Source organism: Clostridium sp., assembly GCF_047718555.1.
Taxonomy (GTDB): Bacteria; Bacillota; Clostridia; order Clostridiales; family Clostridiaceae; genus Clostridium_I.
The window spans coordinates 32,770-55,483 of sequence record NZ_JBDNRK010000026.1 but is presented as its reverse complement, the minus strand read 5'-3'; the positions used below and the strand labels follow the sequence as shown (position 1 = coordinate 55,483).

The following is a 22,714-nucleotide window of genomic DNA, read 5'->3' as shown; positions in this document are numbered from 1 at the left end:
CTTATACTCTGTTTAATTTTCAAAGATCAATTCCTGTCATCTGACAGCTTTTATATAATATCATTATTTAGACATCCTGTCAACATTTTTTTATTATTGAGCAGATTATTTTTATGAATTACAATGGTTATTATAATATCATAAAGCTTAATCTATTATAATATGTTATTACTCATTATATTAATATTAGTCTTATATGCTGACTATATCTATTTTAAACAGTGTTTCTTACTTATAGATACGCTAGGGCCAGTATACGCACAAACTAGTCCATTAAGAAAATACATAAGAAACTTTCATCAAAAACTTAATAACATTTCCCATGCTATTAAATTAATTTAGAATAATTTTCATATTTTTTTATAATAATAATGAGAATATTATGTAGTATCAATAATTGAAACCAAATTTATTATGATCAATTAACATTTTACGCTGTTCAACATCTAAATAATTTATAAAATTATTAGTTTACAAAAATATATTTAATAACACATATACTATATATGTTGAAAATCTCCCATTGAAACCGATATAAATAATGTAGTTGAAATTAATCTATAGATTTTTGTGCTTCAATCATAAAATAAATTTAAAAATCAATAAAAAAATAACTCCTGGAACACCAAAAAAACCTGCTACAAGTGCTGTTACTAAATTAATTCCTATGGTAAATCCAAAATGAGCCCCTACTAAATTTACTATAAACAAGAGTATAGTGCCAAGTACTGCATTTATTATCAATCTAATTAATATCTTTAATGGCCACGCTAGTAGTCTAACAACAATAAATAGTCCTATTATTGCTATTAAAAAATATCCTACGTATTCCATTTAATCATCCCCCTATTTATACATGTTAATCAACATTCTCTTCCCCAGTATATATGTTAAATCCGTCAACTCTTATGTTTAATTTTTTTGCTTCTGCAAGAAGATATATATATCTTGACTTAGCTGCCGCTTCTTTGTAAATAGCATAATCTATTAATACAGGCTCGTTCACAAGTTCAAAATAATCTCTACAAGCTTGTAGTTCTTTTCTGGCTTCTTCTATAGCAGCAATAATATCTTTTTGATCTAAATTATATTTAATATTGTTATTTAATTTTACACTTTTTTTCTTAACCATAAAAAAACCTCCCATTTTATACCTCTTTACAATTATAGACATAAAATGGGAATAATATTCCTGTTATATTTCTTTTCTTCCTTCAAGAGCTTTTGATAAAGTTATCTCATCTGCATATTCAAGATCTCCACCCACAGGTATTCCATGTGCAATTCTAGTAACTTTTACACCTAACGGCTTCAATAATTTAGATATATACATAGCAGTAGCTTCTCCATCAACATTGGGATTTGTTGCAACTATCACTTCTTTAATTTCATCCTTCATACGACTTACTAGCTCTTTTAATTTTATGGAATCCGGACCTTTTCCAGACATTGGTGATATTACTCCATGTAACACATGATATACACCATTATATTCTCTAACTTTTTCTATAGCCATAATATCCTTGGGTTCCTCTACCACACAAATAATCTCTTTATCCCGGCTTGGATTAGAACATATAGCACATGGATCAGTATCTGTAAAATTTCCACATACAGAACAATACTTTATAGTACCTCTGGCTTTAACAAGTGCTTTCGAAAATTCTTCAACTTCTTCTTTGGGCAAATTTAGCACATAAAGGGTTAGTCTTTGGGCAGTTTTATACCCTATACCAGGAAGTTTAGCAAATTCTTCTATTAACTTCTCTATTGCTACTGGATAAAAATCCAACACCGTCACCTCAATTATTAAAACATTCCAGGTATATTCATTCCACCTGTCATTTTTTTCATTTCACCTGCGGATTCATCCTCGGCTTTTTTAAAAGCTTCATTACAGGCTGATATAATTAAATCTTGAAGCATTTCTACATCATCTGGATCAACTACTTCTGGTTTTATTTTAACATCAATTAATTGTTTTTTTCCATTAACTACAGCAGTAACAGCACCGCCACCTACAGTAGCCTCAAAGCTTTTGTTTTCAAGATCCTTTTGCATATCTTCCATTTGCTTTTGGAACTTTTGTGCCTGTTTTATCAAGTTGTTCATGTTTCCTCCGCCCATTCCTGGGAATCCACCTCTTGCCATATATATAACCTCCTAAAATAAACTAAATTAAGTTTCAGTATTAACATTTTACCATTTAAAACATCATTCATCAATAATATCAACTATTTCTTCTCCAAAGGTCTGCTTTATTATATCCTCCGATGATAACTTTGTTTCTTCCTCATCTTTTTCTACACTATACTGCACTTTTATCTTTTCCTTAAGTATCTCTGAAAATATATCTTCAACTTTTTTATTGTTTTCAGACTTTTGTAAATTCTGCTTACTGAAATTATAACTTTTCTTAAATCTCACTTCTATTATACTATGTTTACAGCTTACAGGTTCACCATTACTAAGATGAGCACCTAATACTCTTAATCTTCTAGCTTTAAAAGTTTCAAGTATGTCTTTCCAAACTTTTTTTATATCATCTAAAGTTAATTTTGATTCAATATTTATAAAATTATCTGCTGTCTCTACAGAGGAATTATTTTCTTCAACAGCTTCCTTAGGTATTTTTCTTATATCTTGTTTTGCAGCATTTTTCTTGGATTCTCTGTTATTATATACTATACTTCCATTTTTTATCATACCCTCAAGCTTATTAAGTCTTGCAAGTATAATTTCATTAGAGGTATCATATTCTATTTTACACATTTTTATAACAGCTAATTCTAGATATATCCTGCTTTGCTTACTCCATTTAGACTCTTCTTCTGTATCCTGAAGTATCTTTATATATCTCATAATCTCTTCAACTCTTATTTTTTCAGACTGTTCTTTAACAAGCTTTATATTTTCCTGTGACATATCTAAAATTTCTTCTGCATTCTTACTAATTTTAACCATCATAAGATTTCTCATATGAATTATAAGATCTTTAATAAATATATTTATATCCTTACCACTAAATACAATGTCATCCACTGTTTTCATGGCATTTTCAATATTCTTTTCTATTAATGCAGATGTTATTTTAATAAGGTATTCATTGGTCACAAGTCCAAGCATATTAATAATATCATCATATCTAACCTTACCACTTCCTGTTGATATGGCTTGATCCAATATGCTGAGCGCATCTCTCATGGCCCCATCAGAGATTCTTGCTATTAAATTTAAACTTTCATCATCTGCAAATACACCTTGTGTTGTAACTATTTCTCTAAGTCTTTGAAACATTTCATCTTTTTTTATTCTTTTAAAGTCAAATCTTTGACATCTTGAAAGTATTGTTATTGGTAGTCTTTGAGGATCTGTTGTAGCCAAGATAAACATAACATTTTTAGGTGGTTCTTCAAGAGTCTTCAAGAAAGCATTCACTGCCCCCATAGAAAGCATGTGTACTTCATCTATAATATATACCTTAAATCTTGCTTCATGTGGAGGATATTGAACATCATCTATAATATTTCTTATGTCCTCTACTCCATTATGAGAAGCTGCATCTAATTCTGTAACATCTATTTCAAGACCATCATTAATTTTTTTACACATTTCACATTGATTACATGGCTCCCCGTTTTGAGGATTCAAACAATTTACTGCCTTTGAAAGTATTTTGGCAGTTGAGGTCTTACCTGTTCCTCTTGTACCGCACAATAGATAAGCATGAGCTATCCTATTATCCTTAACTTGATTTTTTAATGTTATGGTAACATGTTTTTGTCCTACAACCTCGTCAAAAGTCTTTGGCCTCCACTCCCTATATAAAGCTGTATATCCCACTTTTTTTCACCTCATTGCTGTTAAAACAAATATAAAGCTTATAGTAAATAATATCCATTTATATTATACTACATTTATGTAAATTAATTTGATATATAATAAAAAAAGATGCTATATGCACCTTAAGATTCTATATTTAATTAAATGTCGTGCACCTTGCCTCGACCATAATCCATGAGCGTTACTTATACAGTTAGCTCAAACCAGGTTTTTCCACGGCACACGAAAGGGTTCACTTACCGCTGCTTCCTTCCGGACCTGACGGGGTTCATGAATTTTCGTTGCGTGGGACCAAGCTCTCAACACCACTTATATAAGGCAGACCTCACAGATTAAAGCCTCAACAAGGACTTCAACCCTGCTATAGCGGATTGCAGGTTACAAGACACCGCTAACTCCCCATCTAGCACGACAAAGTTTTAATGGCGGAGAAAGGGGGATTCGAACCCCCGGTTGAGTTTCCCCAACACACGCTTTCCAGGCGTGCTCCTTAAACCGCTCGGACATCTCTCCATATTTTTTATACAATTTACAGAACAAATTGTCACGCAGTCTATTATATACTTTTAATTTTGCCTCGTCAATAAGTAAATATTAGCATAAATTATTAAATATCTAAATTTTAGTACAAAATATAGAGATAAGAGCAAGAAACGATTAAAATCTCTTTTCTTGCTCTTATTATTATTATTTTAATTCACTTACCATTTGAGTAACTTCAGTTTTAAACTGTTGAACTTCATTTTCTGGTGCATCTTTAGTAGAATACCAACCTTTCTGTTTCATTGCGTCAAATACTTTATATTGAATATCTTGAGCACTTCTAAAATTATTTACAAGTGTATTTCTTAGATTAGTACAAGATGTTTCAGTTATACCTGTGCTGTATGAGGAAATAACTTGTTTTTCTGTGGCTAATAAATCTTCCATCATTTCCTTTTCAGTAAAATTACCATTGCTCTCCATAATATATACCTCCAAATTTTTATTATTGATGTGAATCAATATAAGTTTTTAAACTATTAAAATTTTCTCTATGTGCATTACTTGCTTCATTACATAAAGATTTGAGTTGAGCATCATTACAACATTCTGCATATTTATGAAACTTTTTATTCATTAATAACTCATATCCAATTTCATCTTTAATTACTTTTAAATTATTGACTTCTATTTGCTTTGAAGCTGTAGCTGTAGCATCCATAATATAACCTCCAGTTATTTTTAATATTTTATTTCTAAATTATTTTTACCCTTTTGTAGATAAAATATAATGGCAATGAATACCAGAATGAAACTCTATCATATATTATTTTTTTGTTATAATTACATGAATCAATTTATTTTTTTTTAGTTATGTTGTAAAATAATGCTTGAAGTAATTCTCTCTTAAGAATATATTTATTGATTTATAAAATATAAAAGGAAGTGATACAGTGAATCCAGTAGCATTTACAATATTAGGTTTGTCTATAAGATGGTATGGAATTATAATAGCCTGTGGTATGTTAATTGGTATCATAATTGCTAATTTCACATCAAAAATCAAAGATATAAATTATGATGAATTATTTAATATGATTTTAATAGCTTTACCTCTGGCTATTATAGGAGCAAGATTATATTACGATATTTTTAATTTTAGCTACTACAAAAGCAATTTATCAGAAATTTTTAATACACGCCAAGGTGGTCTGGCCATACATGGTGGCGTTATTACCGGCTTAATTGTTGCATATTTATATACATATTATAAAAAACTTAATTTTTGGAAGTATGCAGATGTAGCTGCACCTTCAATAATACTAGCTCAAGGAATAGGCAGATGGGGAAATTTTTTCAATCAGGAAGCTCATGGCGGACCAGTTTCTGCTGCTTTTATAAGTCATTTTCCAAGTTTTATACAAAAGGGAATGTATATAGATAGTGTTTATTATCATCCTACCTTTTTATATGAATCAATTTGGGATATTTTAATCTTTATTTTATTATTTATCTTATTAAAAAATACGAAGAAAACAGGAATTGTAATATTTACCTATATAGGTTTATACTCTTTGGGAAGGTTTTTTATAGAGGGCTTAAGAACAGATAGTCTTATGCTTGGCCCTATTAGAGTAGCACAGCTTGTAAGTTTATTTGGTATAGGTATTTGGGTAATATTTTTGCTTGTGCTTCGCAAGAAAGGTGATTTTTTAAAGTAGTTTAGCTTTATTATTTATTATAACAGAGTTCTAAGTATCGGTATTTATGATACTTAGAACTCGTTGTCCTTTATGGTAAATGATTATCAATTTATTTAATACATACTATTTAAATATCTTGTACCATAGGTAGTTTTAAAATACTTATTTTTTATAACTTCAATAGAATCTTTTTTAACATTATCTTCAAATATGTTAACTAAGAAATCGGATTCTACTAATATTTGAAAATCTATACCATCTATTTTTGAATAAGTGTGATGATTTCCTATAATATATAGTATTCTGTTTAGTATTTTAATATCGAGGTTAAATTTCTCCAATATTTCTTTTGCCACGCTTGGCCCTTCTAATTCCTGATATTTTCCTGATGATGAATTATATTTTTTTTCACTTATTTTTATACCTATATCATGTAAAACTGCTGACACTTCTAAAGTAAGCTGTTCATCATTGTCTAATCCCTCTAATTTCCCTATATTTTTAGAAAATCCATATACTTTTAACGCATGATTAATTCTAGGTACATCATTTCCAAAATAATTGATCATAGATTCTATTATTTCTTCTATCATTCTACACCTCATAATTACTACTTCTTTATAGTATTATATCAAATATTAACAAATAAGTTAAGCTAAGGTCTTATTAAATTATTTTTTAATTTAATGCTAAAATAAAAAAATACCAACAATTCAAATCGTTGGTATTTGTAAAACAATTAATTATTGATTGCTTTGATTACTTTGATTATTAGAATTTTGTCTATTACCTCTTAAACCTTGCATTACTTTATCTGCTTGTTCCTGAGTTATAACCCCATCACTTACTAACTTACTTAAAGGGTTATTTCTAGGTGTACCTGTTTGATTATTCTTACCATTACCTTGTGCAGTATTATTTTGTGAATTTCCTTGACTATTTGTTCTCCTCCTGCCTTGTCCCATATTATTCATATTTGCTGTAAGAGAATCCAATATTTTAGTAGATTGATCTTGCGTTATTGTACCGGCCTTTACCAACGCCTGAAGATCTTGCTCATATCTTTGTTTAACAGCATCTGCATTAAAAGTTCTTCTGCCATTTGACCCTGAAGAATTCTGGGAACTACCACTATTTTTGCTTTGGCATCCCATAATTAAAAATGCAGACATAGCTAAAACCAATAGCATTATAGCTATCTTATTAAAAGTTCTAAACTTTGCCACAAAAAACACATCCTTTATAAATAATTTATCTATGAATAATAGTTTAGATTTGTTCTGTGTCTTTAACTTGGCAAATTTGTTAATACTTTATTAAAACATATTTATTTTAAAATCTATTAATTAAATTGAAGATTTGTAAACCCTTGATTTTAAAGTATTTCTAAAGATTTTTCATTTTCGTTGAAAATTATGGCGGAGAGAAAGGGATTCGAACCCTTGGCGGAGTTATCCCCGCAGCAGTTTTCGAGGCTGCCACCTTCGACCTCTCGGACATCTCTCCTTATTACTGTACTTAATTAGTCTGTTGCAGAATTAAGCAGACATTAATTTGCCTAGCTCTTTAGACTTTGGACTTTTATATTTTCCTTCATTATAAAACTTAATTTATCAGTTAATTATACTATTATACAAGTATAAATCTCAAGCATGTATTTTCACTTTTTTGTTTATTATCTTCTTTCTTTAAAAAAATCCTTAATAATTTTACTGCAATTTTCTGAATATATCCATTTAACCTCTATATTATAATTTAAATATTCATTTTGAAGCAAATTTACAACAGACCCTCCCGCTCCCATATTGGGATCAAAAGTTCCTATATATACTTTTCTTATTCGAGAAGCTGAAATTGCGGCAGCGCACATGGGACAAGGTTCTAATGTTACATACATGTCACAACCATTCAATCTCCAATTTTTCAACACTGAAGATGCTTGTCTTATTGCCAATATTTCCGCATGTGCTGTGCAATCCTTTAAAGTTTCTTTTAGGTTATGAGCTCTAGCTAATATTATATTGTCCTTAACTATAACAGCACCCACAGGAACCTCTCCTATTTGCTTTGCTCTTTCAGCTTCTATTAACGCCTCTTTTATGTATAATTCCTCCATATATTTTCTCCTAATTATTTAGTTTATAGCATTATCAAATACTAATTTTTATAATAATTATTGCTCTTAATTTATATGCGTTTATTCTATATTTCGAAAGTAATCCCTACAAATATTGCTGCTAAAACTAATTGTAAAAATTTTTTTAATAGAAATTTAGATATTATCAATGGGTTGCAAAATTATTTAACTAATTAATGTCTGTATTATATAGATACATCTATTTTATCACAATAAAAGAGACACCAGTTATAACCGGTGCTAAATTAAAATATATATTTAAAAGGGGTAATCCTTATATTTTTATAATAATAAATTAATGTTACAGTTTATTTTCCATATTGTAACTATTGTATTTAAAATTTAAATATATTTTGTAAATTAAGATACAAGACTCAATATAATATTTAAACTTTCATTGATATTTAATTAATTACAAACTTAAAAGAAACACTATAATAACTAAATTATTATAGTGTTTCTTACTTGGTGCACCTAAGAGGATTCGAACCTCCGGCACATGGTTTAGGAAACCACCGCTCTATCCTACTGAGCTATAGATGCATATCTTTCACTTTAATATTCTATTATAGTTTAATTGTAATGTCAATTCAATATTATTTCTTATAAAAAATTTTTGAACTAAATATAATTATTATTGAGAATTAATTGCTTTACGTACAAATCCTTATTATTTCTTAAATCAAGAAATTCATTATCAGCTAATAACAATGGTCTTTGAAAATCATTTTTATTTACCTGTATTATCTTGTATATTTTATCATTATTAAGTAATACACTCTCCCCCATGTAGTAATTTATTACATGATTTAGGAATATAGTACAATAGTTATAATCTAATTTTCCTAAACTATCCTCTTTAATTATCTCTAAAGCCTCAAAAGGTCCTCTGCTATTTCTATATCCTCTGTTTGAATTAACAGCATCAAATACATCAGCAATGGCAATTATTTTAGCAAAAGGATGAATTTTATTATCTTTTATTCCAAAAGGATATCCCGAACCATCTTCTCGTTCATGATGCATAAGTATAGCAAGTCCTACTGATCTATCTAAAAATGGTATTTTATTTATAAATTCATATCCTGTTACAGGATGCATTCTTATCTTTTTTAATTCAGAGTCTGTAAGCTGACCTACTTTATTTATAATATTGTCTGATATTTTAGTTTTACCAAAGTCATGCAAAATAGCTGCATAATTAAGTAAATTCAATTGTATTTCATCTAAACCAATCCACTTTCCAAGAATTGAACTAAGAGCAGCTACATTAACTCCATGCCTGTATATACTGTCCTTTCCACTACCATATAGTACAATATTTTTTATAATGGAATCCGTAGATTTCAATTCATTTTTTATTTTAATTGAAAATTTTCTAATTTCCTCTATATCGGACACTTGTAATCTGTCAATGTGTTTAAATATTCTTTGTAAATCAAAAGTAAGTTCAATAAAATTATCTTCTATATTTTTTAAACTTTCGGAGATAGATTCATATTCCTCATAATATACTTCAACTTTACTATAAATATATTTTTCTTTTAATGTATTTATTACACGCTCTGTTAATTGAACTCCCTTTGCTACAAGTATTATTCCATCACTTTTTATTTCATTAACAGTTATCATACCAGCCTCTAAATCTTCTACTGATAATATTTTCTTCTTCTTTTCCATATAAATACACCCTTCGCAAACAATCTTTTTAGATTATCTTATATACCTTTATAAATAATCGTATATACTTTTACTGAATTAATACTTTTTTATAAAATTTTATTATCTACATATACTAAACATATATTTTATATAAATTTAAATTCTATTAATAATCTTATTCAACTATTATAATGATCAATTTTTATAGTTGAAAATTTTTATATTTAAACACTAACTTTATTATTTAAAATAAAGTTATATAATTTTATTAAAATAATGTATACATTTTATCATTTAAATAAAGAATATTAAATATGAATTTAATGGAATTTACTTACTATTTTTCAATTTACAATTTTTTATTTATTTGATATCATTGTATTATAATACGAATATTGTATATGGGAGGTGTATATAATGGTAGATCAATTAAAAAAAGCTCTCCTGGCTGGTCTTGGTTCAGCTGCTTACACCTATGAAAAGGCATCTAAAGTCATAGATGAGATGGTTATTAAAGGTAAATTAACTATTGATGAAGGTAAAGAATTATCTGAGGAATTAAAAAGAGATATTGTAGCAAAAAGTGAAAAAGTTAAACCTGTAACCAAAAAAGACATTATAGACATATTAAAAGAAGCAAATTTTGTTACAAAGGATGAAATCTTAGATATCAAAAACAGACTTACTGAACTTGAAGAAAAACTGAAATAATTTTAAGAGGCCCAAACTTATTTGTTAGGGCTTTTATTTTTAAGAGGGGAAAACAAGTATGCATAGAAACTCTGTACATAGATTAAAAGAAATAGTTAAGGTACTAGCTTACTATGGTTTTGGATTTATTGTTGATTCAAAATTAAATGGAAATAAAAAATCACCTGAAAACTTAAGAAAAGCTTTTGAAGAATTAGGTCCTACTTTCATAAAAATAGGTCAAATTTTGAGTACCCGACCAGATATTTTACCTTCACCTTACATAAAAGAACTATCTAAGCTGCAAAATAATGTCCCTCACGAAAAATTTGACAATATACAAAATCTTTTTTTTAATGAATTGAATGCTACCATTGAAGATACATTTTTGTATTTTGATAAAAATCCCATTGGATCTGCTTCTATTGCTCAGGTATATGATGCTATTTTAAAAGATGGAAGATTTGTTATTATAAAAATTCAGCGCCCAGGAATTGCTGAAAAAATGAAAACAGATTTATCCATAATAAAAAAGTTATTAAATATTACAAAAATTAAGTTTACAGATGCTCTAATAGATCCAAAAGACGCATTAGATGAATTACTTATATCAACAACCCTAGAATTAGATTTTAAAAATGAACTAAATAATATAAAAAGATTTAAAAAGTTAAATCAAGATGTTGCCTTCGTATCCATTCCTTATACTATTGATGAATTATGTACTAAAAAAATAATTACTATGGAAAAGATAGTAGGTATTAAAATAGATAATTTAAAAAAACTTTTGCAGTCAGGTTACAATTTAGATGACCTAGGTAAAAAACTCACCCTTTCCTATTTTAAACAAGTGTTTGAAGATGGATTTTTTCATGGAGATCCTCATCCTGGTAATCTACTTATACGGAATGGCCATATATATTATATAGATTTTGGAATAATGGGTACCATTTCAAAGTCATTAAAATCATCACTTAATGAGGCAATACTTGCCATAGCCTATCATGATATAAATAAAATGACATCTGTGATTATGTCTCTAGGCATAAGAAAGGGATATGTAAATAGAAATTCTCTTTATGAAGCTATAGATTATTTATTTGCTAGCTATATGTCTGCCTCTTTAAAGAATATAAAAATTTCAATTATGCTTCAGGAAATTTTTGAAATTTCAAAAAATAATAATATAAGACTTCCAAAAGAATTGACAACACTGCTAAAAAGTACACTTATAATTGAAGGAGTTATTGCAAAAATATCTCCAGATTTGTCCATAGTAGACGTACTAATACCCTATGTAAAATCTCAAAATAAAAATATATTCTTAAAGGATTTAGATCTTGATGCATTATTATTAAATGGATTTAGATTTATTAAAAGTTCTTCTGAATTTCCTTCAAAGTTTGTAGAACTCTCCGATAGCTTAATTAGTGGAAGAGCTAAAATACAATTACAACATAATAATTTACAAAAGCCTATTAAAGACTTAAATAGAATGGTTAATAGAATGGTTTTTGCCATTATTATATCTTCTATGATTATTGGCTCATCACTTATACTTAGAACAAATATAGGACCAAAAATTTATGATATTTCTATCATAGGCATAAGTGGCTTTATGATTGCAGCGCTAATGGGCTTCTATTTATTAATATCAATATTAAGATCTGGAACCTTATAATCATCTGCTGCTTATAAGGTTCTTTAAATAATATACTATTAGTGATAATAATGGAATTATAATAGATAGAGGTATATGATTTAATCCTGTAGAAAGATGTTTAGGATAAGTATTTATCATTGACATTGTAATGGAGCTAGCACATATAAGAGTTCCAAATATAATACATAATAATCCCCAATTTTTAATGTTAAATAATTGAACTGTTCCTAACACAGAGCAATACATAAATATAGATATTTTAAAAAATCCTCCCAGCATTAAAATTACTATAAATATAATATCCAGCCTATTTAAAAAATCGCCAATATGTACTAACCTAAGTGTTTCAAGTAAAGGGTAATTGTTTGAACTGGCAAATTCATATCCTAAAGCCAATATAAATAATATATTATTTATAGCTAGCATTATTGCTTCTGTAAGCACTACAAGAATTACAGTTTTTCCTACTTTTGTTTTTTCCATAACAAAGGGGTATAACATAGTCATAGCTACAAACTCAGAATAAGGAAGCATTATAAGCTTCCATCCCTTTGACAATACAGGTACAAGTCCATCATGTAATATTGGTAAGATATTATAACCATGTATTACATTACCTGTAATAATCAGTAATATCCATAATAAAATACTGCTTCCTATAATTATTATCAATGCTAATTGCACCATGTTTCCTATATTTTCAATACCCTTATATACACTATATACAACAACAATCATAAAAACTACTGCTACAACATACATAGGCATTCTTATTAAATTAAATGATGTTGTAAGCTCCATAAAATCCCTTAATACTCTATATGCCACATAAGAAAAATACCATATATATACAGCACTTAATATATAACCAATAAATTTACCATATATTTTTGGTAAATACGTTACTATAGAATCATTTGGATACTTATTAAACAAACTTATATAAATCATTTGTATGATTACAAATATAATTCCATAAGCTAAAATTCCAATCCAAATATCAGTTTTAGTTTCTGGGGATAAATAAAATAGAACTGCACTGCCATAGGGAAGTAAAAACATTATTATAAAAAATTGATGTGCTGTTATCTTTTCTTTCATGAATATATCTCTCCCAAATATTTATTGTATAACATATAAAAATGATTAAATTACAATATGTAAATAAATTTCTATTATACAATAACAATAATCTTATATTTAATAATAGTCATAATATAAAATTATGCTTTTATCAGCCTTTTTAAATAGTAAATTACAAGTGTTATCCCAGGAATAATAATTGCAATAGGCAGATTTACGTATGGTAATACAAAATTCCAACCAGTATTTATATGCTCTGAATTATTTCTTGCAGTTATTAGTGAGGTAATTAATACTAGTACACCTAATATAGTACATAATAGTCCCCAATTTTTAACCTTAAATACCTGTGAAATTCCCAGTGCCGATACATACATCAACACAGATATTTTAAAAAATCCTCTCAGCATTAAAACTACTATAAATATTATATCTAATCTATTTAAAAAGTCTCCAATATGCACTAATCTAAGAGTTTCAAGTAAAGGATAGTCATTTGAACTGGCAAACTCATATCCTAAAGTTACTATAAATAGAATATTATTTAATGCTAAAAAAATACCCTCTATAATTGATGTAAAAATCACAGTTTTCTTTAATTTGCTTTTTTCCATTAAAAACGGATACAGCATAGTCATAGTTATAAATTCACCGTAAGGAAATGTAGAAAGTTTCCATCCTTTTGAAATCAATTTTATGAAACCTATATGTAAAATTGGATACACATTGTAAAATTTAAAAGCACCTTTAGTCATAGATAATAATATAAAAACAAAAATACTTGAAAATATTATAATCATAAAACCTACCAATGCCATGTTCCCTATATTCTCAATACCCTTATAAACACTATAGGTAATAACAATCATAAAAACTGATGCTGTTATATACATAGGCATTCTTATCAGTGAAAATGAAGTTGTAAGTTCAATAGAATCTCTTAAATCTCTAGCAGCATCATAAGCAAAAAACCATATATATATAATACCTAATACAAATCCAATATATTTTCCATATATTTTAGGCAAATATGTTACTATAGAGTCTTCAGGGTATTTATTAAAAAGACTTATATAAATCATTTGAATAATTATAGAAACTAATGCATAAAAAAGCATTGCGATCCAAATATCATTTTTAGTATCTGGAGTTAGAAAAAATAAACTTGCAGTTCCATAGGGTACTAAAAACATTATTGCTAGAAATTGATATGATGTTATTTTTTCCTTCATATTATTACCCTCCTAACCTTTTATTTAAAATTTTTGTCTATATTGGAGGTTTTGAAAGAACTCCCGTTTTATTTACTTGTGTATTAACATTTATATCTACTTTTAAATCTTTAAAAATATCATTCCAATTTTTGTCCATGTAAGTCCATTCATTAGGGTATTTTCTCATCATGATATTTCCAAAATCAAATATATCAAGTTTAAAATCTTTTTGAGCTTTATTTATCACTAGATATACATCGTTAAAAATAACTTTATTTTGTTCTTTAGCAAGCACATCCATGATATTAGGATTCTTGTTTGGATCTATCATTCCTGTCATTTCTCTTATTGATGATTTTGCCTTAATATTAACTTTAATATCTGCTTTATTATTATGTAATTTTATATCTGTTTTCTCTGAAGCAGATGTAACATCTAAACTTATTTTATAATTTTCAGGGTATTTTATCATGTATTCTGCCATAAGTATATTTTTATCTATACTTCCACGAATCCAATTTAGCCCTACAGTTTCCCTAATTGATAGATAGCCTGCAAGTTTATCCTTATGAAATACGGCTGAACCACTTAAATTATAGTTTTTATTTTTATCTAACTTAGAATTATCTATATTAATTAAACCACAGGTCGTTGATTTTGATCCATGAGCAACACTGTTTACAAAGTCTAAATTAGTAGTAAGAACAGTTTCTCCTCTTCTCCTTTGCAGCTCCAATAAATTTGTTACTGAAAAAGCAGAGGTGGCATTTGTAGAAACCTTGGCCCTTATAATATCCTGGGCCTCCCCATTTGTAACCAAAAAAGGTATTGTAGGTCTTATCTGATTGTATCTTAGGGAAAAATCCATAATAGGGGCTATCCCCTTTCTTGCCATACTATCTCCAATGACAATATATTGTATATGGGCATAATTAAATTGTTCCCCTACTCTTTTATAAAGATTAGTTATAGCTTTATAAACAGTTTCGCCCTCGGCAGTGTAGCTATTTGATTTTACAGTATCGCTAACACTGTTACTATCCATAACTTCAACAGAAACCAAATAATTATTATCACTAGTTAAGTCAAAACCTATGGCTAATATAATTCCTAATTTTTCTATTTCCGTCGCGTCTTTGCACCCTGTAAGACTTACAACTGGTATAGCTAATATTAATAATATTATGATAAATTTCTTAATGATTTTCTTCATATACATTCTCCAAAACGTTTTATTTTCTAAATAGCTTAATACTGTTATCTAATTTTTCCATTGGTATTCTAATAATAGTATCCTGGTTTCTTTTTAAGCTAAATGGCATAAATGGATACATATATGGTACTCCAAAGGATCTTCTTGATGTCATATATGTAATTAAAAATAATAACCCACATAAAACGCCAAAAATCCCCAGGGCACCACCTAAAAATAATATAGTATATCTTATGAAAAGAATAGTTGAATTTAGTTCTGGAGATGGGATAGTATAAAGTGCTGTTCCAACAAAAGCAACTATAATTATCATTGGGGCACTTACTATACCTGCTCTTACTGCTGCTTCACCAAGAATTAAGGTTCCCACTATACTTACAGTTTGACCAATGGTTCTAGGTATTCTAAGACCTGCTTCCCTTATTATTTCATAGGCAGAAAGCATTAAAAAACATTCCCACATTGATGGAAGAGGTATTCCTGATCGAGCTCTTATTATTGTAGTAATAAAAGGAGTAGGTATAAGTTCTTGATGAAAGGTTAATAAGGCTACATACACTCCCGGTAATGCCATAGATATCATTAAACCTATATATCTAAACCATCTGTTTAAAGTAGCCGGTATATAATTTGTATAGTAATCATCACTAGCTTGCATAAACTCAACAAAGAGTGCAGGTACAGATAAAACAATAGGAGTATTATCTACAATAATAAGAATTTTACCTTCCAATAATTTAGAAGCTGCTACATCTGGCCTTTCTGTTTTAAATATAGTTGGTACTAAAGATACAGGATCATCATTAATAGCTTCTACAATATAATTAGATGCAATTGGACTTATTTTTATTTTTCTGATCCTAGCTTTAACTTCCTCTAATATTTTTCTATCAACAGCATCATCCATATAGCATATAGCAACATCAGTTTTAGTTTCTTCACCAACTATAAATTTTTCCGTTTTGAAATTTGTATTTTTAATTTTTTTTCTTATAAGACTAATATTTTTAGCAATTGACTCTGTAAACCCTTCTCTAGGGCCTCTTATAGCATTTTCAACATTAGGTTCTTGAATAGCTCTCTGTGGTGGCTCTTTAATATTTGCAATAAAAGCTTTATCCAGCATATCTGAAAAAATCACTACATTTCCATCAAGTATTGCATCTATACACTGACCAAAAGCTTTGCAAATACTATCATCTTTTATAGCAAGCATATATTTTATTGACTGTTCTATATCCTTTATTTCAGTATTTTGCTTTAATGGAAATTTATCAATTATACTATCATTTATTAATTTTTCAGTAATGAATTCATTTAAATAAACTATAGCAATTTTACCTTTATTATTATCATATAACGATATCTCCCTTATAATTAAATCGTAGCAATTATTAAAAATACCTTTTATATAATTCTCATTCTGTTCAAGTATCTTATATATACTTTGATTATTATTATATTTTTTCTTATTATTTTCTTTATTATCTTTTTTCTCATCGCTATAACTTAGAACTGTATTATCAAAATTTTGTGGCTCCTTTAGAGAAAAAAAATCTTTTAATTTTTTTAATGTCATAAGCATCCCTTCTTTAAATATTTTATTTACTTTTCAGCAAACTTTATTGGAATAATATTTACATATGTTTTTTTTATTTATTTATCCATACAGCCTTAAAATTTCCATAAATAAAAAATAACAGATTTAATGAAAATTCTATTACTATATTTCCACTAAATCTGTTATTTTATTAATTTTTATAATAATTCTAAATAAATTTTTATTTTTATTGATAGTTTTTAAGCTACTGACTCATTCTTTTTTTCTTCTATAATTTCATGAAATTTAATAACTTTACCTCTAAAAGTTAGAGATAATGTAAAGAATATAATAAATACAAATACTAAGAATGCAATATCTTTACCAAGTACACTATAATTTATTCCATTTATAACTTCTCTCAATCCTGAAACTACATAAGTAAAAGGCATAAATGGAGAAATTACTCTATAGAATTTTGGTGAAAGTTCTATAGGAAAAGTTCCTGCTGATGATGCAAGCTGCAGAACTAGAAGTATTATACCAAGAAGCCTTCCTACATCCTTTAGTAAGAATATTAAACACTGAATTATAGATATAAAAACAAAGGATATAAATATATTAAATAAGTAGAATACAAATAGATTGCTTGGTCTTATACCTATAAATAACACTGCTGTACTTACACAAATTGCTTGTAGTGCACCAATTCCTATATATACTAGATATTTTCCCATGACAATTGACTTTGCTTTTGCCTTTATATCTTCATCCACTTCATCAGAAACTACAAAGAACATGAGTATAGCCCCTACCCATATAGAAATAGGTATAAAATAAGGAGCTAGTGCAACACCGTAAGTTTCATCTGCAAATAGATGCTCTGTTTCCACATTTATAGGCTGTGATACAAAATTACCCATAGTAGTACTTGAATTTTTAAGATTTTTATTTAAATCTTCTGCACCACTTGAAAGTTTATCACTAAGTTCTTTGGAACCATCATAAAGTTTATTTGTTCCATCCTGTAATCCATTCGCTCCATCATATAATTTACTTGTTCCATCATTCAAACTCACTGCTCCATTATAAAGTTTATTTATACCATTATTTAAATCACTTGTTCCTGTGTAAAGCTTATTTGTTCCATCATTTAAAGTACTTGCTCCATTATAGAGCTGTGTTATACCACTCGAAAGAGTTGGAGTGCTATTGCTTAAATTATTTAAACCATTATTTAATTGTAATGCTCCATTTCCAATTGCATTTGCTCCTGAAAGAATGCTGTTACTACCATCAAATAGTTCACCTATTCCAGGAACAAGATTATTAGTTGTACCATCCTTTAATTGCTGCATACCAGTCACTAAGCTTGGTTTATCATTAATTCCTATATTTACTGCCGTATTTAATGCACCTACAGCTGAAGCTAAACCTTTTTGTGGATCTTTATTTGTAATTCCATCCACTAAACTTGGCTGCCCATTTCCCCCTACATTTACTTTTGCATTGAGAGTTCCTATAGATCCTCCTAATTGATTTATATTAGATACTAAACCATTTTGTCCATTTACTTTAGTATTAAGCCCTTCTGATGCCCTCCCTAAATCATTTATTCTACTTGCAATATTTTCATTGACATTACTTACTGCAATAACACCATTATTAAGGCTTAACTCATTATTTAATAATTCATTCATTGTAGAAACTAAATTAGCACCAATCTGCAATTTTTTACTATCACTGGTTGAAGAATTCCTATACTCACTAATCAATCCTTGTAATTGTTTATCTTGAATAGCCCCATTTAATCCAACTGCTAATGTTTTAAGTGAATCTAAATTAGAATTTACATTCTTACTTTCATTTACTAATCCATCATCACCATTTATGCTGTCATTAATTTTCTGTACAGCCGACCCCAAACCCTTTTGTGGATCTCCATTAGTAATTCCGTCTACTAAACTTGGCTGCCCATTTCCACCTACATTTACTTCTGTATTGAGAGTTCCTATAGCACCCCCTAATTGATTTATACTAGGCACTAAACCATTTTGTCCATTTATCTTATTATTAAGAATTCCTATAGCACCTCCAACTTCACTTACTCCTGTGGATTCACTAATCAATCCATTATTTAAGGTTGAAATTCCATCTTGTGCAGTTCTAATTCCTGTTGTAAGCTTATTAATTCCACCTATTAATTTAGAAGAATCATCTGGATTGCTAATTCCAATTCCACTAACCAATTGATTTGAGCCATTGAACAAATCAAGAACCCCATTCTGTAATTCTGGTATTTTACTGTTCAATTGTTGTAAACCAGTTTTAAGCTGACCACTTCCATCGTTAGCACTGGCTATACCTGTTTTAAGCTGGCTGCTTCCATCTACAGCAGTTGCCAAGCCATTCTTCAGTTGATTACTTCCACCCATTAAGCTTAAAACACCACTAGTTAATTGATTGCTACCATCTTTAACACTTAAAATACCATTAGCTAATTTACTGCTTCCATCTACAGCCTGATTCATGCCATCTTTAACATCATACAAGTTATCAAAGGTTACTTTTGTGTATTCATTTACCAATGTTTTAGTTATTTTATCGTCTAAATTTGTCTTTACACTTGAATATATTTTTGTGGCAATATAATTTTTCTTTGGATTATCCTTGAATACAATATTAGGTTTTTCAGGTACTCCAGATTTAGCACTAAGTGCCTTTTCTGAAAAGTCTACAGGAATTACTACCTCACCATAATATTTGTTTCCCGTTAGACCATTATCGGCATCACTTTGCGATACAAATCGCCAACCAACATCATCATTTTTCTTAAGCTCGTTTACTAAATCTCCACCATAGTTTACATTTTTACCATCATTTATAGTACCCTTGTCTAAATTTACTACAGCCACAGGCATATTTTGTAAATTGCCATAAGGATCCCAAAATGAGGATAGATAAAAAAGACTATAGAATAAAGGAGTAATTATAATAGCAACAACAGAAATTCCAATGAATCTATTTTTGAAAATTTTCTTTATGTCTCTAGATGTAATTTTTAAGAAATTCAATTTATCTTCCTCCCCTAAAGCTGTTATTTTAAAAAAACATTTAATATTTTATACTGACTGGTCAGTTATATTTATAACTCTTTTTTTATTTTCTGTCAATACTTGAAAACATGAACATGTAAAAACCTTAATAAATTTATTATTTTTACAGTAAAATTTTGATGCAAAAAAGCACTGAAAATTCAATTTAAATTGAACTTTTCAGTGCTTTTCCAGTTTCTATTGGTTTATAAGCTTTTTATTTGTTTTTACACAACATATAATACATCCCATTACATGTAGAAGTAAAGTGGATAGTACATTATGAACTCTTGGAAGCAGTAAACTCTTACTTCTTTAAATTGGAGCAGTTGACTTTTGTAATCCTATACCAGTCAAAATATAATCCGTTAAATTGTTGATAGTACCATTAATATTATCGCTTTCTGCATTTACTACTTCATAAAGAGATACAGAGCATAGTGTTCCTAAAAATGCATAAGCTAAAAATAGCGAATTGCCTTCTTTAATAGAGCCTACCTCCATTGCGGCTTTTATAAACTCTTCAATATGAATAACATAGCGCCTCATTATGTCTCTAAGCTCTAATTGCCTAAGTTCTTTACCCCAAAGCTGACTAGCAATAACTCTAAAAAAATCTCTATTTTCATGTATTAAGTTCAACTGAACTCTACACACTGCTTGTAATTTTTCTAGTGGGCTTTTTTCATTATTAGTTGCTTCATCAATCTCATTTTTCATGAGATCTACACCTTCTGTGATTATGTATTTAAATATTTCTTCCTTACTTTTAAAATGATAATATAACGTTCCCTTAGCAACCCCTGCATTACTAGCTATTTCGTCCATAGTAGCACCATTATATCCATTATTTGAAAAAACTTTAATTGCAGAATGAAAAATTGCATTCTTAGTTTTATTCATAAAATCACCCCAAATCAACTGAAACATATTTTATTTGATTAATTATTGAATTTTTAAATTAATTTCACCATAGCTATAATTTATCATCAATACAATTCCATTTCATCCGATGACTATAGCCTCTAATACTCCCACTGCATTCTGCAAAAACCATTCACGCAAAATCTAAGATTTTTGTTCTCTGCTTAATTATACTATTAAAATGTCATATAACAATATGTTTTCATAAAATTCAATCATATAAATAAACAAAATTGTAAATTTATTAAAAAATTATTTATGCTATATAATTTTGACATTTTGTATAAAAAGAGATTATAATCAACACTAGACCTGTTTAAATAAATTTGATGAGGAATTATAAAATGATTAAATACTATAATAGAAAAACCAAAAACTATGAAATAGAAAAGGTAGCTGGCGAAAAATATTTAAATTGGATATATAATTCTCCTATGGGAATGAATTTATTAGAAAAATTCTTAAAGAAAAAACTTTTCTCTAAATTTTATGGTTTCTATTGTAATTCTAGAATGAGCAGTTACAAAATAAAAAAATTTGTAACTAATTTTGATATAGATATATCTCACAGTGAAAAATCTATAAAGGAGTTTAAATCTTTTAACGATTTTTTTTCAAGAAAATTAGTTGAAAACTCCAGGCCTATTGATAAAAATAAAAACTCTCTTATTTCACCCTGTGATGGTAGAATTACTGCTTTCAATAATATAAATCTAGATAATCTAATACAAGTTAAAGGTATAACCTATAAATTAAGTGATTTTATTAAAAATGATATTATTGCTAAAAAGTATAAAAATGGCAGCTGCATCATTTTAAGACTTTGTCCTACAGATTATCACAGATTTCATTTTTTAGATAGTGGTATTTGTGAATCTACTGTTAAAATTACGGGCAGCTATTATTCAGTTAATCCTATAGCTTTAAATAAAATAAATGGGGTGTTTTGCGAAAACAAAAGAGAATGGAGTATATTTCATTCTGATAATTTTGGAGATGTTCTTTATGTAGAGGTCGGTGCAACCTGTGTTGGCTCAATAATACAAACTTATACTCCAAATAAAAAAGTATTCAAAGGAATGGAAAAAGGCTTTTTTAAATTTGGGGGCTCTACTATAGTACTTTTCTTTGAAAACAAAAAAATAATTATAGATGAAGATATATCTGAGCAATCAAAACTTGGTTTTGAGACAAAGATATTAATTGGCGAAAAAATTGGAGCTAAATTTTGCAAGTAATTATAATGCTTACAAAATAAAAAAATTAATTTTAAATAAAAACTTACAAATTTATTATGTTTTTAGTAAATTTTCACCTATAAACTTCTATGTAAATCATAAAATTATCACAGATAATTTATTTTTTTAGTATAATGATATTATATTCTTGTTTCTGCAATATTTTCTACTAATATTACAAATTTAGTTATTGCAAAAAACCATTAAGTTTTGTAAAATTTATAGT

21 protein-coding genes, 3 tRNA genes and 1 other RNA gene are annotated in these 22,714 nt (G+C 28.1%); 4 read left to right on the top strand and 21 right to left on the bottom strand.

Translation table 11 applies throughout. The features are described from left to right. Positions 1-579 precede the first annotated feature (579 nt). From ABF633_RS11975 to ABF633_RS11935, 9 genes are all read right to left on the bottom strand, one after another. Positions 580-834, bottom strand: a complete 255-nt coding sequence (locus tag ABF633_RS11975) for a pro-sigmaK processing inhibitor BofA family protein (protein WP_415523984.1) — start codon at positions 832-834, stop codon at positions 580-582. A gap of 25 nt (positions 835-859) precedes the next feature. After that, positions 860-1,132, bottom strand: coding sequence for a YaaL family protein (locus ABF633_RS11970; protein WP_415523982.1), 273 nt, complete (start codon positions 1,130-1,132; stop codon positions 860-862). A gap of 63 nt (positions 1,133-1,195) precedes the next feature. Then, entirely contained in the window at positions 1,196-1,792 is a 597-nt protein-coding gene (gene recR / locus ABF633_RS11965; protein WP_415523980.1) for a recombination mediator RecR, read from the bottom strand. Positions 1,793-1,809: 17 nt separating this feature from the next. Then, the gene (locus ABF633_RS11960) at positions 1,810-2,151 is read right to left on the bottom strand and encodes a YbaB/EbfC family nucleoid-associated protein (protein WP_415523978.1); all 342 of its coding nucleotides are present in this window, start codon (positions 2,149-2,151) and stop codon (positions 1,810-1,812) included. A gap of 63 nt (positions 2,152-2,214) precedes the next feature. After that, positions 2,215-3,843, bottom strand: a complete 1,629-nt coding sequence (dnaX, locus tag ABF633_RS11955) for a DNA polymerase III subunit gamma/tau (protein WP_415523977.1) — start codon at positions 3,841-3,843, stop codon at positions 2,215-2,217. Between the two features lie 147 nt (positions 3,844-3,990). Next, positions 3,991-4,255: signal recognition particle sRNA large type (gene ffs / locus ABF633_RS11950), an RNA gene on the bottom strand. 11 nt (positions 4,256-4,266) lie between these two features. Further along, positions 4,267-4,356 (bottom strand) — tRNA-Ser (locus ABF633_RS11945). A 174-nt stretch (positions 4,357-4,530) separates the two neighbouring features. Further along, a complete protein-coding gene (locus tag ABF633_RS11940; RefSeq protein ID WP_415523976.1) occupies positions 4,531-4,809 on the bottom strand; it encodes a spore coat protein in 279 nt (92 codons plus the stop codon). A 22-nt stretch (positions 4,810-4,831) separates the two neighbouring features. Next, on the bottom strand, positions 4,832-5,047 hold the full coding sequence (locus tag ABF633_RS11935) for a hypothetical protein (protein WP_415523975.1): 216 nt from the start codon (positions 5,045-5,047) through the stop codon (positions 4,832-4,834). A 232-nt stretch (positions 5,048-5,279) separates the two neighbouring features. Here ABF633_RS11935 and lgt point away from each other — a divergent pair, with 232 nt between their 5' ends. Next, positions 5,280-6,047 (top strand): prolipoprotein diacylglyceryl transferase, encoded by a 768-nt coding sequence (gene lgt / locus ABF633_RS11930; RefSeq protein WP_415523974.1) that lies wholly within the window; start codon positions 5,280-5,282, stop codon positions 6,045-6,047. Positions 6,048-6,142: 95 nt separating this feature from the next. Here lgt and ABF633_RS11925 read toward each other — a convergent pair whose 3' ends face one another. The 6 genes from ABF633_RS11925 to ABF633_RS11900 all read right to left on the bottom strand — a co-directional run bounded on the left by ABF633_RS11925 (position 6,143) and on the right by ABF633_RS11900 (position 9,846). Next, positions 6,143-6,622 carry an HD domain-containing protein gene (locus tag ABF633_RS11925; RefSeq protein ID WP_415523973.1) on the bottom strand — a complete coding sequence of 160 codons (480 nt, stop codon included), beginning with the start codon at positions 6,620-6,622 and terminating at the stop codon, positions 6,143-6,145. A 150-nt stretch (positions 6,623-6,772) separates the two neighbouring features. Further along, complete coding sequence (locus ABF633_RS11920; protein WP_415523972.1) at positions 6,773-7,255, bottom strand: hypothetical protein; 483 nt, start codon at positions 7,253-7,255, stop codon at positions 6,773-6,775. Between the two features lie 190 nt (positions 7,256-7,445). Beyond that, positions 7,446-7,535 (bottom strand) — tRNA-Ser (locus tag ABF633_RS11915). A 169-nt stretch (positions 7,536-7,704) separates the two neighbouring features. After that, positions 7,705-8,145: a nucleoside deaminase gene (locus ABF633_RS11910; RefSeq protein ID WP_415523970.1), complete on the bottom strand. Its 441-nt coding sequence runs from the start codon at positions 8,143-8,145 to the stop codon at positions 7,705-7,707. Between the two features lie 487 nt (positions 8,146-8,632). Beyond that, positions 8,633-8,709 (bottom strand) — tRNA-Arg (locus tag ABF633_RS11905). 78 nt (positions 8,710-8,787) lie between these two features. Beyond that, positions 8,788-9,846 carry an HD-GYP domain-containing protein gene (locus tag ABF633_RS11900; protein WP_415523969.1) on the bottom strand — a complete coding sequence of 353 codons (1,059 nt, stop codon included), beginning with the start codon at positions 9,844-9,846 and terminating at the stop codon, positions 8,788-8,790. A 399-nt stretch (positions 9,847-10,245) separates the two neighbouring features. Between ABF633_RS11900 and ABF633_RS11895 the strand changes: the two genes are divergently transcribed. Both ABF633_RS11895 and ABF633_RS11890 read left to right on the top strand, forming a co-directional pair. Beyond that, positions 10,246-10,539, top strand: coding sequence for a phasin family protein (locus ABF633_RS11895; RefSeq protein ID WP_415523968.1), 294 nt, complete (start codon positions 10,246-10,248; stop codon positions 10,537-10,539). 58 nt (positions 10,540-10,597) lie between these two features. Continuing rightward, entirely contained in the window at positions 10,598-12,199 is a 1,602-nt protein-coding gene (locus ABF633_RS11890; protein WP_415523966.1) for an ABC1 kinase family protein, read from the top strand. On the opposite strand, the gene ABF633_RS11885 is transcribed toward ABF633_RS11890, so the two are convergent. From ABF633_RS11885 to ABF633_RS11860, 6 genes are all read right to left on the bottom strand, one after another. Further along, positions 12,200-13,282 (bottom strand): GerAB/ArcD/ProY family transporter, encoded by a 1,083-nt coding sequence (locus ABF633_RS11885; RefSeq protein ID WP_415523964.1) that lies wholly within the window; start codon positions 13,280-13,282, stop codon positions 12,200-12,202. It abuts the gene before it with no gap. 122 nt (positions 13,283-13,404) lie between these two features. Then, positions 13,405-14,496: a GerAB/ArcD/ProY family transporter gene (locus tag ABF633_RS11880; protein WP_415523962.1), complete on the bottom strand. Its 1,092-nt coding sequence runs from the start codon at positions 14,494-14,496 to the stop codon at positions 13,405-13,407. 37 nt (positions 14,497-14,533) lie between these two features. Then, positions 14,534-15,691: a Ger(x)C family spore germination protein gene (locus ABF633_RS11875; RefSeq protein ID WP_415523961.1), complete on the bottom strand. Its 1,158-nt coding sequence runs from the start codon at positions 15,689-15,691 to the stop codon at positions 14,534-14,536. A gap of 19 nt (positions 15,692-15,710) precedes the next feature. After that, complete coding sequence (locus ABF633_RS11870; RefSeq protein ID WP_415523960.1) at positions 15,711-17,270, bottom strand: spore germination protein; 1,560 nt, start codon at positions 17,268-17,270, stop codon at positions 15,711-15,713. Positions 17,271-17,491: 221 nt separating this feature from the next. Continuing rightward, complete coding sequence (locus ABF633_RS11865; RefSeq protein ID WP_415523959.1) at positions 17,492-20,305, bottom strand: YhgE/Pip family protein; 2,814 nt, start codon at positions 20,303-20,305, stop codon at positions 17,492-17,494. A 336-nt stretch (positions 20,306-20,641) separates the two neighbouring features. Further along, positions 20,642-21,229, bottom strand: coding sequence for a TetR/AcrR family transcriptional regulator (locus ABF633_RS11860; RefSeq protein WP_415523958.1), 588 nt, complete (start codon positions 21,227-21,229; stop codon positions 20,642-20,644). A gap of 365 nt (positions 21,230-21,594) precedes the next feature. Between ABF633_RS11860 and ABF633_RS11855 the strand changes: the two genes are divergently transcribed. Further along, complete coding sequence (locus ABF633_RS11855; protein ID WP_415523957.1) at positions 21,595-22,488, top strand: phosphatidylserine decarboxylase; 894 nt, start codon at positions 21,595-21,597, stop codon at positions 22,486-22,488. Positions 22,489-22,714: the final 226 nt, after the last annotated feature.